Annotated in this window: 13 protein-coding genes; 7 read left to right on the top strand and 6 right to left on the bottom strand. The window is 74.9% G+C overall.

Annotation, left to right across the window (positions count from 1 at the left end; genetic code table 11):
• Positions 1-4: 4 nt before the first annotated feature.
• A complete protein-coding gene (gene mgtA, locus SNOUR_RS04580; protein WP_167739035.1) occupies positions 5-2,758 on the bottom strand; it encodes a magnesium-translocating P-type ATPase in 2,754 nt (917 codons plus the stop codon).
• On the bottom strand, positions 2,742-3,035 hold the full coding sequence (locus SNOUR_RS04575) for an ArsR/SmtB family transcription factor (protein ID WP_078876177.1): 294 nt from the start codon (positions 3,033-3,035) through the stop codon (positions 2,742-2,744). The genes mgtA and SNOUR_RS04575 overlap by 17 nt, the downstream gene beginning before the upstream one ends.
• 284 nt (positions 3,036-3,319) lie before the next feature.
• Here SNOUR_RS04575 and SNOUR_RS04570 point away from each other — a divergent pair, with 284 nt between their 5' ends.
• Positions 3,320-4,873 (top strand): hypothetical protein, encoded by a 1,554-nt coding sequence (locus tag SNOUR_RS04570; protein ID WP_067344082.1) that lies wholly within the window; start codon positions 3,320-3,322, stop codon positions 4,871-4,873.
• A 173-nt stretch (positions 4,874-5,046) separates the two neighbouring features.
• A complete protein-coding gene (locus tag SNOUR_RS04565) occupies positions 5,047-6,201 on the top strand; it encodes a PP2C family protein-serine/threonine phosphatase (protein ID WP_067344080.1) in 1,155 nt (384 codons plus the stop codon).
• A 37-nt stretch (positions 6,202-6,238) separates the two neighbouring features.
• Here the strand turns inward: SNOUR_RS04565 and SNOUR_RS04560 are convergent, their stop codons facing one another.
• From SNOUR_RS04560 to SNOUR_RS04545, 4 genes are all read right to left on the bottom strand, one after another.
• Positions 6,239-7,351, bottom strand: coding sequence for a PP2C family protein-serine/threonine phosphatase (locus SNOUR_RS04560; protein ID WP_067344078.1), 1,113 nt, complete (start codon positions 7,349-7,351; stop codon positions 6,239-6,241).
• Between the two features lie 46 nt (positions 7,352-7,397).
• A complete protein-coding gene (locus tag SNOUR_RS04555) occupies positions 7,398-7,838 on the bottom strand; it encodes a hypothetical protein (RefSeq protein ID WP_067344077.1) in 441 nt (146 codons plus the stop codon).
• Between the two features lie 199 nt (positions 7,839-8,037).
• Positions 8,038-8,904, bottom strand: coding sequence for a hypothetical protein (locus SNOUR_RS04550; protein ID WP_174717841.1), 867 nt, complete (start codon positions 8,902-8,904; stop codon positions 8,038-8,040).
• On the bottom strand, positions 8,904-10,202 hold the full coding sequence (locus tag SNOUR_RS04545; protein ID WP_067344075.1) for a VWA domain-containing protein: 1,299 nt from the start codon (positions 10,200-10,202) through the stop codon (positions 8,904-8,906). The genes SNOUR_RS04550 and SNOUR_RS04545 overlap by 1 nt, the downstream gene beginning before the upstream one ends.
• A 130-nt stretch (positions 10,203-10,332) precedes the next feature.
• Here SNOUR_RS04545 and SNOUR_RS44490 point away from each other — a divergent pair, with 130 nt between their 5' ends.
• From SNOUR_RS44490 to SNOUR_RS04520, 5 genes are all read left to right on the top strand, one after another.
• A complete protein-coding gene (locus SNOUR_RS44490; RefSeq protein WP_067344073.1) occupies positions 10,333-10,611 on the top strand; it encodes a hypothetical protein in 279 nt (92 codons plus the stop codon).
• Positions 10,612-10,775: 164 nt separating this feature from the next.
• Positions 10,776-12,254 (top strand): type III PLP-dependent enzyme domain-containing protein, encoded by a 1,479-nt coding sequence (locus SNOUR_RS04535; protein ID WP_067344071.1) that lies wholly within the window; start codon positions 10,776-10,778, stop codon positions 12,252-12,254.
• On the top strand, positions 12,251-13,594 hold the full coding sequence (locus tag SNOUR_RS04530) for a pyridoxal-phosphate dependent enzyme (RefSeq protein ID WP_067344069.1): 1,344 nt from the start codon (positions 12,251-12,253) through the stop codon (positions 13,592-13,594). The genes SNOUR_RS04535 and SNOUR_RS04530 overlap by 4 nt, the downstream gene beginning before the upstream one ends.
• Positions 13,595-13,599: 5 nt before the next feature.
• The gene (locus tag SNOUR_RS04525; protein ID WP_067344067.1) at positions 13,600-14,817 is read left to right on the top strand and encodes an aminotransferase class V-fold PLP-dependent enzyme; all 1,218 of its coding nucleotides are present in this window, start codon (positions 13,600-13,602) and stop codon (positions 14,815-14,817) included.
• A 164-nt stretch (positions 14,818-14,981) separates the two neighbouring features.
• Positions 14,982-15,758: a class I SAM-dependent methyltransferase gene (locus SNOUR_RS04520; RefSeq protein ID WP_067344065.1), complete on the top strand. Its 777-nt coding sequence runs from the start codon at positions 14,982-14,984 to the stop codon at positions 15,756-15,758.
• The last annotated feature ends 23 nt before the right edge of the window (positions 15,759-15,781 follow it).

Raw genomic sequence — 15,781 nt, 5'->3', positions numbered from 1 at the left:
CCCGTCAGGCGTTCTGACCCCCTACGAGGGCGTGTTCCGCGGATCGTTCCGGCGATCCGTCGGGCACGCCCTCGCCGCTCTCCCGGCGCGCGTACCGCATCCGCGCGAACGCCAGCGCCGCACCGTAGAGCGTCAGGACCGCCGACAGCAGCAGGTAGTACAGCGGCGGCGGCGCCGACATGGCCAGCAGCGGGGCCACCGGCGACACCGGCAGCAGCAGGCCGACCACCGCCAGCCCGGTCACCGCCAGGTGGACCGGCCCCACCACGCGCCCCTCGGCGGCCCGCCGCCCCGTGCGCAGCAGCAGCATCACCATCCCCTGGGTGAGCAGGTTCTCGGTGAACCACCCGGCGTGGAACATCGTCGGGCTGTCCGTCCCCGGCGTGGCATGGGCGACGAACGCCAGCACCCCGAAGGTCGCCAGGTCCGCCATGGCGTTGATCAGGCCGAACCCGGTGATGAAGCGGAGGAAGACCCGCGGCCGCAGCACCGCGGGGCGGCGCGCCGCCCCCACGGTCGGCCGGTCGAAGGCGAGCGAGAGCTGTGCCGCGTCGAAGCAGAGGTTCTGCACCAGGACCTGCGCCGGCAACATCGGCAGGAACGGCAGCAGCAGTCCCGCCGCCAGCATGGCGATCACGTTGCCGAGGTTGGACGACAGGGTGATCCGCAGATAGGCCGCGATGTTGCCGCTGGCGTGCCGGCCGGCGGTGATCGCCCGCTCGATCGCGGTCAGGTCCTTCTCGGCCAGCACCACGTCGGCGCCCTCGCGCGCCACCGGCACCGCCCCGCGCGGGCAGATCCCGACGTCCGCCGCCTGCAGCGCCGGCAGGTCGTTGACCCCGTCGCCCAGGAACCCGGTGGTGTGCCCGTCCGCCCGCAGCGCGGCGACGATCCTGGCCTTGTCCTGCGCCGTGCAGCGCGCCACGACCGTGGCCGCGCCGACCGCCTCGGCCAGCGCCGGCCCGTCCAGCCCGGCGAGCCGGCCGGCGGTGACCACCTCGCCCGGCGGCAGCCCCAGGTCCCGGCAGGCCCGGGCCGCGGTGCCGGGATGGTCGCCGGTGAGCACCTTCACCGCCACCTGGCGCTCGGTCAGCACCCGCAGGGCGTCCGCCGCCGACGGCGCCAGCTCATCGCTCAGCGCCACGAAGCCCAGGAAGGTCAGGCCCCGCACGTCCCCGTCGGTGTATCCGCCGAGCCGGGGCCGGCGGTCGCCACGGGCCACCGCCAGCAGCCGGAATCCGCCGTCCGCCTCCTCGGCTGCGCACCGCAGCAGCCGCTCCCGGGCCGCCTCGTCCAGCGCGGTCTCGCCGCCGCCGGTCCGCAGCCGCCCGCACCGCTCCAGCACGTCCTCCACCGCGCCCTTGACGACCAGGGTGTGGGTGCCGTGCCGCCCCGGGCGGCGGACCACCGCCGTGGACATCCGCACCATCGGGTCGAACGGCAGCGCCGCGATGCCCTCGTACTCCAGCGGGTCCGTGCCCCGTTCGTCCGCGGCGGTCAGCACCGCCTCGTCCAGGGCGTCCGGCACCGGCAGTTCGGCCAGTTCGATGGTCCAGAAGCTGTTGACGGCCGCCCAGTGCAGCACGTCCGGATCGGGCGCGCCGTCCGGGCCGGCGGACCGCACCACGACCGGCCGGTCCTGGGTGAGGGTGCCGGTCTTGTCCAGGCACAGCACGTCGATCGCGCCGAGGTCGTGCAGCGCCGGCAGCCGCTTGACGATCACCCCGCTGGTCCGGGCCAGCAGCGAGGCGCCCCGGGCGAGCGCGGTGGTCACGATCACCGGCAGCATCTCCGGCGTCAGCCCGACCGCGACGGCCACCGCGAACGGCAGCGTCTCCAGCCCCCGCCCGCGCAGCGCGGCATTGGCCATCAGCACCAGCGGCGGCGTCAGCAGCATGAAGCGGATCAGCGTCCAGGCGATGCCGTGCACCGACCGGTCGAAGGCGGTCTCGCCGCGCCGCCGGGCCGGCCCGCGGTACGCGGCGGCGAACCGGGTGTCCGGGCCGGTCGCCACCACCAGACCGGTCCCGCTGCCGGTCGCCACGCTGCTGCCCTGGAAGCACATGTGCGGCGGCTCGGGCGCGTCTGGGTCGGTGCCGGACGGGGCGTCCACCGCGCGCTTCGACACCGGCGCGGACTCCCCGGTCAGCGCCGCCTGGTGCACCGTCAGCCCGTTGGCGCGCAGCAGCCGGACGTCCGCCGGCACCAGGTCGCCGGGGCCCAGCCGCACCACGTCGCCGACCACCAACTGGTCGACGGGGAGCTCCCGCAGTTGCGGCGGCGCGTCCGCGGCGGACCGGCGCTGCACCGTCGCGGTGGTGGCGACCAGCTCCTGCAGCGCCGCCATCGCCCGACCGGCCTGGTGCTCACCGCCGGACCGCAGCGCGCAGCTGACCACCACCAGCGTCATGATCACGCAGGCGGTGCCCCAGGACGCGACGGCCGCCGAGACCAGCCCCAGACACAGCAGCACCGTGGTGAACGGATCCCGCAGCGCCCCCAGGAAGCGCCGCGGCCAGGACACCGGACGCCACGACGGCACGGTGTTCTCCCCGCACCGGGCCAGCCGCTCCTCCGCCTGGGCCTCGGTCAGCCCGCGCGGCCCGCTGTCCAACCGGCGCAGCAGCTGCAACGACGTCATCGCGGTCATCGCCGCCGGCTCCACCGTCCCGGCCCCGACGTCCGCGCGCACCGCTTCCGCGTCCGGGGGCACCGGGCCGGCCCCCGGCGCCGCGGTGATCTCAGGCACCGAGTTCACGCAGGCGGGCCGGCGACACACCCTCGCTACGGGCGGCGAGTTGGACGACGAGGGTGCGCATCACGGCGACGGTGTCGGGGTCGTCGACGAAGTAGACGACCCGGCGGCCTTCGCGGCGGGAGCGCACCAGTCCGGCGAGCTTGAGCTTGGACAGGTGTTGGCTGATCGCGGGCAGGGCGCCGCCGACCCGTTCGGCCAGTCCGCTGACGTCGCTCTCGCCCTGGGCCAGTGCCCAGACGATGTGCAGCCGTGGGGGAGAGGCCAGCAGCCCGAACATCGCGGCCGCCTCGGCCAGTACCTCGGCGGACGGATCGGCCGCCGCGGCTTCCCCCTCGATGCTCCTCACCACTGCCGCTCTCCGTCCCGTCGGTGGCCCAGAGCGCCCAGTGTAGGCGGCGCGTCCGACCCGTCGGCAGGCCGAAGCAGCCTGCCGAACAGGCGAGCGCGGAGTGCCGGGCGGGTCCGCGGCCCGCATGATGGCGGTGGACCCGACCAGGGCCGGTCCGGGACCGCTCGGCGGACCGTCCCCAGGTGCGCCCACCCATCCCCCGAGGTGTGCCCATGGAAGAGAGCCGGTCCCTGCCGGAGGGCCGGGCGGTGCGGACGGCCCCGGCGCCCGGCCCCGCGCACCGCCGGCCGTCCGCCGTGCCGCGTGCCGCGGCGCGCCCGCTGCCCTGGCTGGCCCTCACCGGCGCGGCCTTCGCCCTCCTCCAGCTGATCCTGGTGGTCCCCGGTACCGGTCTGGGCTGGGACGAGACGGTCTACGCCAGCCAGGTCGCCCGGGACGTACCGGCGGCCTTCTTCAGCGCGCCCCGGGCCCGCGGCATCACCTACCTCATCGCCCCGGCCGCCGCGCTGACCTCCTCCGCCACCGCCCTGCGGATCACCCTCGCGCTGCTCTCCGGCGCCGGCCTGTGGGCCGCGCTGCGGGTCTGGCGGCGGCTGCTCCCCACCCGGGTGCTGGCCCTCGGCGGCGCGCTCTTCGCCACGCTGTGGATCACCCTCTACTACGGGCCCCAGGTCATGCCCAACCTCTGGTCCGCCTACGGGGCGCTCGCGGCCACCGGCTGCTTCCTGCGCGCCGTACAGGACCGCACGGACCGCCGGGCGCTCGTCGGGCTGCCGCTGGCCGTCGCGGCGACGGCGCTGATGCGCCCGCCGGACGCCGGCTGGCTGGTGCTGGTGCCGGCCGTCGCGGCCCTTGCGGTACCCCGGCGGCGCCCCGCCCTGGTCCTGCTGCTGGCGGGTGGGCTGCTGCTGGGCGCCGCGGACTGGATCGTCGAGGCGTACCTCCGCTACGGGGGCCTGCTCGTCCGTCTGCGGCGCGCGGCCGAGATCCAGGGCGGCATCGGCTGGAACCTGGCCGTGGACGACCAGATCCGCAGCCTGGACGGGCGCGGGCTGTGCCGCCCCTGCGACGTGCCCTGGACCCATCCCGTCACCGCCGTGTGGTGGTTCGTGCTGCCGCTCCTGACCGCCGGTGGCGTGCTGGCGGCGGTGCGCGCCCGGCGCCCGGCCACCGCGCTGCTGCCTACCGCCGTCGCGGTGGCGACCGCGGTGCCGTACCTCTTCCTCATCGACTACGCCGCGCCCCGCTTCCTGCTGCCCGCCTACGCCCTGCTGTCCCTCCCCGTGGCCGACGGCCTGTGGCGACTTGCCGCCCCCGCAGGCCGGCTCCGGCCGCGCGCCACCGCGCTGCTCGCCGCGGCGCTCGCCGCCCACCTGGCCGTCCAGTTCGCGGTGCTGACCGGGAACACCGCCCGCAACCGACACATGCGCCAGGACTTCACGGCCGCCGCCACCGCCCTGCACGCGCTCGGCGTCCGGCCGCCCTGCGTCCTGACCGGCGACCACGCCGTCCAGCTCGCCTACTACGCCGGCTGCGCCTCCCGGCAGACCGCCGGCCCCGACGCCGGCGCCACCCCGCGGCAGCTGCGCGCCACGGCCGCCCACCAGCCCGTCGCGGTGCTCGTCCCGCCGTCCGCCGCCCGGCCCGTCCTGGCCCGCGGCTGGCGGCCCGCGGCGCTGTCCGGCACCGGGAGCTTCCGCGGCTACCGCGCCTACCTCTCGCCCGCCCCGGAGGCCGGTGCGGCTTCCGCACCGACCACCCGCTGACACCCCGGCGTACGCCGGGGCACGCCGTGCACCCAGAATTCATCCGCTTTCCGCCCGCCGGTACCGATGGTGGGCTTGCGCACCGTGTTTGATCGAAGGTGCGGGGGAGTGTCCCCGCACCGCCCCCCTCCGCGTCAGCTCTCCGCACCAGCAGCAGTTCCGGAAGTGGACCCATGAGCGCGATCAGCACCGGCCACGCCGAGCGGGCGCGGCGGCTGCGCGCGGCCGAGGACGCCGCCGAGCGGATCGGCACCACGCTGGACGCCGGCACCACCTGCGCCGAACTCGCCCGGTTCGTCTGCCGGTCACTGTGTGACGCCGCCGCGGTGGAACTGCTGCCCGACAGCGCGGACCGCCCCGCCGCCGACCTCGACGCGGTCGACGGCCACCCGGCCGCCCTGCACCGGGTCGCGGCCGAGGGCCGCATCCCCCTGCTGGAACCGCGCGGCGCCGCCGTACCGGCCCCGCTGTCCGTCCCGCTGCTGGCCCACGGCCGGCTGTACGGCGTGCTGCGCGCCGCCCGTGCCGGCGGCGGCTTCACCGCGCACGAGACCGCCACCCTCCAGCACGCGGCGCGGCTGGCGGCCGTCCACCTCGCCCACGCCCGTCGGCACGCCGCCGCCCGGCGCACCTCCCTGGACCTCCAGCGCGCCCTCCTGGCCGAGCCCGGCCGCCCCCACCCCAACCTGGAGCTCGCCACCCGCTACCTGCCGGCCGACAGCGGCGCCCTGGTCGGCGGCGACTGGTGCGAGGCGGTGCGGCTGCACTTCGGGCGGACCCTGCTGGTCATGGGCGACGTGATGGGCCACGGCCTGGAGGCCGCGGTCGAGATGACCGCCTACCGCTCCGGGCTGCGCTACGTCGCCGCCGCCGAGCTGCCGCCCCACCGGGTGCTGCGCCAACTCGACGCGGTGGTGGCCCGGGACGACCACCGCCGCCCGGCGACCTGCCTGCTGGCCCAGATCGACCCGGCCCGCGGGATCGCCTCGTTCGCCAGCGCCGGCCACCTCCCGCCGGTCGTCTTCGGCGCCGACGGCACCGCCCGGCCGCTGCCGGTGACCGCCGGTCCTCCGCTGGGCACCGGCGCCGGTGGCTACGAGATCGTCACCCGCGGGCTCACCTCCGACGACACCCTGTTGATGTTCACCGACGGCCTGGTCGAGCGGCGCGGTGAGGACATCGACGCCTCCCTGGGCCGGCTCGCCCGGATGCGGCTGCCCGCCGGTGCCGGTGTGGCCGAGGTCCTCGACGAGGTGCTGGCGCGCCTCGGCGGCCGGTGCGGCGAGGACGACGTGGCGGTGCTGGCCGCGCGGATCCGCCGCCGTTGACCCGCTGCCGTTGACCTGCCCCACCGGCCGGCCCCGGTCACCGCGCCGCGTACTCCGGCGGCCGGGTGATCGCGATCACGGCGACGTCGTCGCTCAGATTGCCGCCCGCGTACCGGAGCAGATCGTCGCGGAGGCGCCGGACCAGCGCGGCCGGGTCGGGCTCGTTCCACTGGGCCAGCCGGTCGGTCAGCGGATAGAACGCGCCCGAGCGGTCCCGGGTCTCGATCACCCCGTCCGTGTACAGCAGCAGCACCTCGTCCGGCCCGAACGCGAAGCTCTCCAGCTTGTAGTCGCTCTCCAGCGGCGCGGTCAGTCCGAGCGGCAGCGCCGGCTCGGTGACCTCCAGCGACCGGACCTGCCCGTTCCGCAGCACCAGGGGCGGGGGGTGCCCGCAGTTGACCATCTCGATGCGCGGTCCGTCGTCGTAGACGTCCAGGACCGCGGCGGTCACGAAGGACTCCGAGTACTCCTCGGGGGCGTGCGCGAGGTTCCAGAACACCGAATTGCCCAGGTGCGCCGCGATCGCCGGCAGCGGCAGGTTCCGGTAGGCCGAGCCCCGGAACGCCCCGATCAGCACCGCGGCCTCCCCGATCGCGGGCAGGCCCTTGCCGCGCACGTCCCCGATCACCAGGCGGGTGCCGCCCGGCACCGGCACCGCCGCGTACAGGTCGCCGCCGATCTCGGCCTCCGCCTCCGCCGCGATGTACGCCGACTCGATGCGCAGCCGGCCGATCCGGCGCGGCAGCGGCCACAGCAGCACCTGCTGGGCCGCCACCGCCACCGACCGCACCTGGCTCAGCTGCCGCTGGTGCCGGTCACGGGCGTAGCGGAAGATCGTGACCAGCACCGAGAGGACGAAGAGCGCGGCGATCTGCGCCTCGTGGTTGGCGGTCGTCAGCCCGCCGTGCAGATGGCCGATGAGGATCTGGGCGGCCACTGCCAGGGCACCGATGACCCCGGTGAGGCGGGCTCCCGCGAACGCGGCGGTGAGGGCCGGCGCCGCGACCAGGAACGGGCCCAGGTGGATGGTGGTGGGCGAGCTGATGTCCAGCGCGGTGACCGCAACGATCAGCGCGAGCGGCAGGGCGACCAGCCCGTGGCTCAGCCGCCAGGGCCTGCCTTCGCGGAGCGGACCGCGCCGGACGCGCATATCTCTTCTCTACACCTGCGGCGGCCCTCGCGCCCGCAGGGCCGGATCAGAGCGTGACGGTCCGGCTCGCGTCGGCGTAGTGGGCGCCGCGCGGGGTGACCACGGCAGCCGCGACGGTCACCCGGTCCTTCTTGTGGAACGTCGCGCCGTGCTGGGGGTGCAGAACCAGGCGTGCCCGGTGCACCCGGGCGTCGCACACCAGCTTCTTGTTGGCGAGCGTCCCGGTGGCCACGGCCGGGCGGTGGCCCTTGGCGGGCCGGCCGGTCGCGGTGGCCGCCAGGTGGACGTCGGACCCCGGGTCGCAGGAGTAGGCGAGCTCGGCCGTGACGACCGCGGGGCGGCCGGCGCCGAGCGCGACCTTGCCGACGGCGATCGAGTTGGCCTTGGCGACGGCCGGGGAGGCCAGGGCGCCGACGGCACCGGCGGCCAGCAGCAGGGCGGTGGCGGCGGTGCCGGCGACCCGGCGGACGGGACGGGCTGGCTTCACTGAGGAATCCTCCACGGAAGTGGGGCGCGCCCGATCGGGCGCGCGGAGCGTACTGCTGTCGTCCCTAGTGAGGGCGATTCCCGCCGCGGGGTTGCCGATTGCGCCCGGCAGCTTCCGGACGGGCGGGTTCCGCCGGCCGGGCGGCCCCGGTGGGGCGGGGGAGCCCCACCGCGACCGCCCGGCACCTCCACCGGTCCGCTCAGGCGCCCGGCGGCAGGTGCGCCGGCCGGCCCGACCCGCGCGTCATGCGGTAGCCGCCGACGCCCGCCAGCGCCGCCAGCACACCGCCCACCGCGGTCCACACCCAGCGGTCCGACCACCGGCCCGAGGACCAGCCGCCGTCCGGCTCCCCGTCCGCCGCCTGCTGCTGCGCCGAAGCGCTCGGCCGCGGTGTGGGCGAGGCCGTGCCGGCGCCCGGCACCAGCGGGGCGGACAGCTTGCCGTCCACCGCCTGGGCGCCGCCCGTGTCGGTCGCGGAGGCCACGACCTCGGTCTGCACCGGCTGCCCCAGGTCCTCCTGGGACAGACCGACCACGGTCAGCCGGACGTAGTAGTTGCCCGGCAGCGGGTCGTTCGCCCACTGCTCCGCCCAGCCGCGCACCGTGCGCAGCGTGCAGGACAGCCCGACCGTCCCGGCGTCCTTGGCCGCCGCCTTGGTCGTCACGCCGTACTGGCACGCCTGGCGGCGGCGCAGCCCGTCGTAGACGTCCAGCTGCCAGGTGGCCGCGCCGTGCCGGGCGGTCTCCGGCAGGGTCACCTTGGCCTTGACGGTGACCCGTTGGCCGGTGTCGGCCGGCAGCACCCAGTACAGGTAGTCGCCGGTGGAGGCGTTGGCGGTGGCCCGCTGGTCCAGTGCGATCGGGGTCGCGGTGCGGAAGGACGTGCCGGCCTCCGTGGGGCCCTTGGCGACGTCCCCGCCCTCGCTCGCGCCGGCACTCGGGCTCGGGCTGTCGGCGACGGCCGCGCCCGCCCCTGCCACGCCGCCGGTGAACGCCAGGGCCGCGGCGCTCGCCAGCAGCCCGGTCGCCCGCACCGCACGGGCCGTCACGTTACGTACGCTCCACATCAGTTGGTCCTCCAGACGGTGATGCGCCAACGGGAGATCCAGCCCCACACCAGGCCGCCCAGGAACCCGGCGACCACCAGGGCACCGAGCAGCCACCAGCCCCGGCCGAGGCCGAAGGAGGCCACGTCGGAGGCGTTGTGCGGACCGTCGACGAGGTCCACGGCCAGCTCCACCGGCAGGCCCGGTTCGGTCTTGACCGAGGGGCCCGCCGCGAAGGAGTTGCTGACCTGGAGGCAGACCGTCTCGGGCGCGTCCTTGGTGGCGTCGTCCGAGGAAGCGACCTCGGACTTGGCGTAGCGCAGCCCGGTGGAGACGACGTCGGTCCGGCCGTCACCGGCCTCCGAGCCGCGGACGATCTCCCGGCCGTGCTGGGTCGAGGCCCGGAGCAGCACCCCGTAGTCGTTGTTGACCGCGCGGTCCGCGCCGATGCTCACCGAAGCGCGCAGTTCCTGGCCCGGCTTGACGTTCACCCGGTACCAGCGGTGCTCGGCGAACTTCTCGCGGTCGTTGTACAGGCCCGGCTTGAGCTCGGGGGCACTGGCGCACTCCGCGGCGCCCTGGACCTTCACCGGGGTGGCCACCCGATGGGCCGTGCGGTTCACCAACTGATGGACACGGTCGCGGAGTTGGTTGGTGTGCTGTACCGAGGTGTAGGTGCCGCCGGTCGCCTCGGCGATGCAGCTCAGCTGGCTGCGGGTCTTGGCGTCCGGCAGCAGCCCGAGGGTGTCGACGGTGAGGTGGATGCCCTGGGCGGCGATGTCCCGGGCCACCTGACAGGGGTCGAGCGGCTGGCAGGTGTCCTCGCCGTCGGTGATCAGGACGATCCGGCGCTGGCCGTCGCCGCCCTTGAGGTCCTCGGCCGCGGCCTGCAGGGCCGGACCGATCGGCGTCCAGCCGGTGGGCGCGAGCGTGGCCACCGCGGTCTTGGCCTCGGTCCGGTCGAGCGGCCCGACCGGGTAGAGCAGCTTGGTGTCCTTGCAGCCGACCTGCCGGTCGTTGCCGGGGTAGGTGGCGCCGAGCGTCCGTATGCCGAGCTGGACGTCCTTCGGCACGGCGTCCAACACCTCGTTGAACGCCTGCTTCGCCGCGGCCATCCGGCTCTGCCCGTCGATGTCCCGGGCCCGCATCGAGCCGCTGACGTCGAGGGTCAACTCCACCTTGGGGGCGGCCCTCGGGACGGGTTCGCCGGCGCTGGCCGGGGTGGGCGACAGCCCGACCGTCATCGCGGCGAGCAACCCGCAGACCCCGGCCGCCAGCCTTCTTCTGGTGATCCGTTTGCTGATCGTTCTGGTGATCATCGCCGGATCGTATGGAGAAATCGGCCCGACTCCAAAACGACCCTGACGCAGGCCGCAAACGCCCCATAGGCGGAGCGGCCGTGCGGAACTCCCCGTCCCCGTTTCCGGGCCGCCGCGGTGCGCGTGACCTGTGGGGTGGCCTCCTGGGCGCACGTACCTGGCCGGGAAGTTCGCGGAAGAGGCGGCCAAGAGTCCGGGCACGTACTACCGGGTCGACGAGCAGGGCCGGATCCTGCGTCGGGTCGGCGTCCGCACCTGGCACTTCCGCGGGGTCGGCGCGCACGGCGTGCCCCGGGTGGCCGCCGAGCAGGGCTGGCGGCTCGATCACAGCTATCCGGCCGACCCGGGCCGCGCACTGCACCTGTGCCGCCTGGACGCCCCCGCCCCGGGCGCCCCGGTGCGCCGCTGAGCGACCCCGTGGCGCGCGCCGCCGTCCGCCCGGCCCGGCATCGGGCCAAGTGCGGGTGGGCGGCGGCGGGTGGGCGTAAAGGCCGTCGGGAGCGGGAAGTGGTTAACGGCGAACCGTGCGGGTCGCGTTCGCACCACGTCGAAGGGGGTCTCTTGGCGGCTGCTGTGCCATCGTCTCCGGAGCCGCTGTCTCTGGAACCGCGCCTGGACGTGCGACTGGCGTCGCTGCTCGGCGCGGGGGACTTCCTCCCCTCGCTCGTCGACGCGCTCGGCTCGCCGCTGAACGTACTGCTGCCCGACCAGATAGCCGAGAACGCCGCCCGGTTCCGCGCCGCGTACGGCACCCACCGGCTCGGTGGCCAGGTCTACTTCGCGCACAAGGCGAACCGCTCCAGCGCGCTGCTGCGGCGGCTCGCGGCGACCGACGCGGCGGTGGACGTCGCCTCGCTGGGCGAACTGCAACACGCCCTAGGCGCCGGCTTCGTCCCGGACCGGATCATGGCGACCGGCCCGAAGAACCGCGAGTTCCTGTGGCTGGCCGCCCGGACCGGCGTCACCGTGCACGCCGACTCCGCCGGGGAGCTGGACGAGTTGGCGGCCCTGGTGCGCGCGCACCAACTCGCCCGCATACGGGTGCTGGTGCGGCTGTCCGCCTTCGACGGGCCGGGGGTCAAGGTGCTGACCCGGCCCAGCCGCTTCGGCACCCCGGCGGGGGAGCTGGACCCCCTGCTGAAGACCGTCGAGCGGCACGCCGACGTCCTGGAGCTGACCGGCGTCGGATACCACCTCGACACCACCAGCGCGGAGGAGAAGGCGCGCGCCCTGGAGGGCTGCGTCCGGGCCCTGGACGTCTGCCGGGGCCGCGGGCTGCGCCCGCGGGCGGTGGACATCGGCGGCGGCTTCGGCGTCAACTACCTCGCGCACGCCGCGCAGTGGGAGCGCTACACCTCCGAGCTGACCGCCGCGGTGCTCGGCCACCGCCCCCCGCTCACCTGGCGCGGCCACGGCTACGGGCTCCGCAACGACGCCGGCACCCTGCGCGGCGCGCTCGGCCTCTACCCCGCCCACCGTCCCGTCGCCGGCGCCCGCTACCTCGACGAACTGCTGGCGCTGCCGGCCGCGTCGTTCGGCGGCCGGAGCCTGGCCACCCTCCTGCTGGAGAACCTCTACGACCTGTACACCGAGCCGGGCCGGGCGCTGGTGGACCAGTGCGGGCTGGTGCTCGCCCGGGTGCTGGAGGTGCGCCGCACGGACGGCGGGGAGCCGCTGGTGCGGCTGGCGATGAAGGCCGACGACGCCGGACTGGAGGAGCACGGGGTGCTGATGGACCCCGTGCTGCTCGGGCGGGACGGCACCCGCGCGGTGGCGGGCGACGGCCCGGCAGCGGGCGTCTACCTCGCGGGCAGCCTGTGCCTGGAGGCCGACCTGATCACCCGCCGGATGGTCTTCCTGCCCCGGCTGCCCCGCCCCGGTGAGCTGCTGGCGTTCGTCAACACGGCCGGCTACTGCATGGACTTCCAGACCAGCCGCGCGCAGCACCAGCCCGTCGCGCGCAAGGTCGCCGCCTGGCAGGAGGACGGTTCCTGGCGCTGGTGCCTCGACGAGCAGTACTGGCCGATCACACGTCCAGGGGGAGAGCCATGAGGTACGAGAGCATCACCGAGGCCATCGGGAACACCCCGCTGGTACGGATCGATCCGGCCGTGCACGGTCTGCGCCACATCGACCTGTACGCGAAGCTGGAACTGCTCAACCCCTTCGGGTCGGTGAAGGACCGGGCCGCCTGGAACATGGCCCGGCCGGGGCTGGCCGCCGCCGCGGAGCACGGCAGCCAGGTCGTGGAGCTCTCCAGCGGCAACACCGCCAAGGCGCTGGCGGTGATCGCGGGGATGCACGGGCTGCCGTTCAAGAGCGTGACGAACCGGATGCGCATACCGGAGATCAAGGACCTGCTCCTGCTGCTGGGCGCCGACATCGAGGAACTGCCCGGGCAGAGCGAATGCCTGGACCCGACCAACACCGAGGACCCGCTCACCCTCTTCCACCGGGAGCTGTCCGAGCCGGGCAGCAGCTATCTCCACACCGACCAGTACTTCAACCCCCGCAACACCGAGGCGCACGCCACCGGCACCGGCCCGGAGATCGTCAAGGACCTGGACGGGCGGGCCCCCGACTGGTTCGTCGCCTGCGTCGGCACCGCCGGCTCGTCCACCGGTGTGGCCCGGGTGCTGCGCGAGCACGACCCCCGGGTGCAGGTGGTCGGCCTGGTCGCCGCCAAGTCCGACTTCATCCCCGGCATCCGCACCCTGGACGAGGTCCACGAGGTCGGCCTCTTCGACCCGGCGACCTACGACACGGTGGAGTCGGTCACCTCCGACGAGGCCATCGAGGGCATGCTGACCCTGGCCCGCCGCTGCGGCATCCTGGCCGGCCCCACCGGCGGCGCCGCGTACTTCGGCACGGTGCGTCATCTGCGTTCGCTGGAGGCCCGATTGACGGAGGATCAGCAAACGGATCCGGGGGTCCGCAGGTCGGCGGTGTTCATCGTCTGCGACCGGATCGAGAGCTACCTCAGCTACACCAGGCGGCGCCGGCCCGACCTGTTCCGCCTGCCGCCGCGGCGCAACGACCCGGCCGATCTGACGGACGCCGAGGTCGCCGCGGCGCCGGCCGTCGACACCCCGGACGCGCAGAAGTGGATCGAGCGGGACCGCCCGCTCGTGGTCGATCTGCGCAGTCCGTTCGCCTACGCCGCACTGCACATCGAAGGGGCGATCAACATCGTGGACGAACTCTTCGACGAACTGGTGCGCGGCGGGCTGCCGTTCAGCACCCGGCAGCCGGTGCTGCTGGTCTGTCCCGTCGGCGAGCAGTCCGCCCGCTACGCCGCGCTGCTGACCCGGATGGGCCATCCCGACGTGCGCAGTCTCACCGGGGGCGTCATCGCCTGGCGGGACGCCGGCGCGCCGCTGGTGCGGGACTGACCGCGGTGGCCTCGATCGCCGCGCACGGCCAGGGCGCCGCGTTCTTCACGGAGTGGGGGCCGTGGCAGCGCGCGCTGCGCGCCCAGTTCCCGCTCATCGCCGCCCATCCGGAGTTGGCGTACCTGGACAGTGCGGCCACCGGGCAGAAGCCGCAGGCCGTACTGGACGCCGTGCAGGGGCAGTTGACCGACGCGCACGCCAACGCCGGCCGCGGCTCCTACCCCTGGGCCAACTCCTCCACCGCGCTGGTGGAACGGGTCCGCGACCGGGTCAGGAGCTTCCTCGGCGACCCGGATCCGGAGCGCTCGGCGGTCCACTTCACCAGCGGGACCACCGAGGGGCTGCGCCTGGTCGCCCGGGACTGGCTGGCGGAACTCCTCGCCGACGGGGACGAGATCGTCGTCCCGTTCGCCGACCACGAGGCCAATCTCGCCCCGTGGCTGGAGGTGCAGCGGCTGCTGGACCGGCAGGGCGTGCGGATCCGGGTGCGGGAGATGCCGTACCAGACCTCGTCCGGGGACTACGACCCGGCGGCGCTGGCCCGGCTCGTCGGCCCCCGGACCCGGTTCGTGGCCGCCACCCATGTCCACCACGTCTACGGCGGCAACATGAACGTCCACCTCATCCGCCGGGCGGTCGGGCCGGCGGTGCCGATCTGCCTGGACGCCGCGCAGAGCGTCGGCCATCTGCCGGTCTCGGTCGCCGAACTCGACGTGGACTTTGTGGTGTTCTCCGGTCACAAGGCACTGGCGCTGCCCGGCTCCGGGGCGCTCTGGGCCCGGCAGACCCGCGGTCCCCAGCTGCGGCCGGGCGGTTGGCGGGGCAGCCCCAACACCACCGGGATCGCGAGCCTGGCGGCCGCGCTGGACTGGCTGGAGGCCGCCGGCACCGACCGGATCGGGCGCTGGACGGTGGCCCTGGCCGCCCGCCTGTCGGACGGTCTGCGCCACCTCGACGCCTACGAAGTCCTGGGCTGCCAGCGCAGTCTGGCCGCCGAGGCGCCCGTCCAGCAGCGCTGCGGGATCGTCACCTTCCGGCACCGCGACATCGGCGCGAGCGACCTCGGGTTCATCCTCTTCAGCCATGGCTTCATGGTGCGCACGGACGGCCACTGCCAGGCGGGCGCGGGGGAGCGGACCAGTTCCGTGCGGGTCAGCCTGCACGTCTACAACACCCCTGAGGAGATCGACCGGTTGCTCACCGTGCTCGCTTCGCTGACATGAGTGCCGTTCCGCGTCCGCTTCGTGCCGCTGCGAGCCCGTTCCGAGTCGGGTGGTGCCTCTCCGGAGTGAAAGGGGGGGCCTTATGGCTAATGGAAACCGTTTCCACCTGTAGCCTCGTGGATGACCATGCGGCACAGGGGAAACGGCAGGGGTGGTGCGACCAGATGGGGCTGAGCATGGCCGTCGCGGAGTGGTGGGTGGAGCGCTGGGAGCGCCAGCAGCGGCGCTACGCCATCGACCGCGAGGAGCGGTTCACGGTGATCGCCGACGTCGTCGAGTATGTGACGGCCGGTCAGCGGCGGCCGCTGGTCGTCGATCTCGGCTGCGGCCCGGGCTCGCTCGCCGCCCGGCTCGCGGACCGGCTGCCGCGCGCCGAGGTCGTCGGCGTGGACATGGACCCGCTGCTGCTGGAACTGGCCCGCACCCATCACTCCTCGGCCGCCCGCTACGTCGATGCCGTGATCGGCGCGGACGGCTGGATCGAGGCGATGGCGCTGGGGCGCCCGCTCGACGCGGCGGTCTCCACCACCGCGCTGCACTACCTCCCCGAGCCTGTCCTGCGCCGCACCTACGCCCAACTCGCCGCCCTGCTGCGCCCCGGCGGAGCCCTCGTCAACGGCGACCACCTCCCGCAGCCCGGGGCCGTCGCCGGCGCGCTCGCCGCCCATGTCGGCCGCCGGCGCGCCGAGCGACAGCGGGACGGCGACCACGAGGACTGGGCGTCCTGGTGGGCGGCGGTGGCCTCGGAACCGGAGCTGGCCGAGTCGCTCGCCGAGCGCCGCCGCCGGCTGAGCGCACCCGTCACCGGCGCGGACGACGGCGGCGCGGACAACGGCCTGTCGGTGTCCGACCACGCCGCCCTGCTGCGCGCGGCCGGCTTCGCGCACGTCGTCCCGGTGTGGCAGTTCGGCGACAGCTGCGTACTGGTCGCGATCCGGTAGCCGGCGGCCGGAGCGCGACGCGC

The organism is Streptomyces noursei ATCC 11455 (assembly GCF_001704275.1).
Classification (GTDB): Bacteria; Actinomycetota; Actinomycetes; order Streptomycetales; family Streptomycetaceae; genus Streptomyces; species Streptomyces noursei.
This window is presented reverse-complemented; position numbering and strand designations above follow the sequence as displayed.

Coding starts and splice junctions, on each gene's coding strand:
- SNOUR_RS04565 (WP_067344080.1), top strand. CDS start 5,047: ATGAGCGCGATCAGCACCGGCCACGCCGAGCGGGCGCGGCGGCTGCGC.
- SNOUR_RS04545 (WP_067344075.1), bottom strand. CDS start 10,202: ATGATCACCAGAACGATCAGCAAACGGATCACCAGAAGAAGGCTGGCG.
- SNOUR_RS04550 (WP_174717841.1), bottom strand. CDS start 8,904: ATGTGGAGCGTACGTAACGTGACGGCCCGTGCGGTGCGGGCGACCGGG.
- SNOUR_RS04560 (WP_067344078.1), bottom strand. CDS start 7,351: ATGCGCGTCCGGCGCGGTCCGCTCCGCGAAGGCAGGCCCTGGCGGCTG.
- SNOUR_RS04575 (WP_078876177.1), bottom strand. CDS start 3,035: ATGTTCGGGCTGCTGGCCTCTCCCCCACGGCTGCACATCGTCTGGGCA.
- SNOUR_RS04520 (WP_067344065.1), top strand. CDS start 14,982: ATGGGGCTGAGCATGGCCGTCGCGGAGTGGTGGGTGGAGCGCTGGGAG.
- SNOUR_RS04570 (WP_067344082.1), top strand. CDS start 3,320: ATGGAAGAGAGCCGGTCCCTGCCGGAGGGCCGGGCGGTGCGGACGGCC.
- SNOUR_RS04530 (WP_067344069.1), top strand. CDS start 12,251: ATGAGGTACGAGAGCATCACCGAGGCCATCGGGAACACCCCGCTGGTA.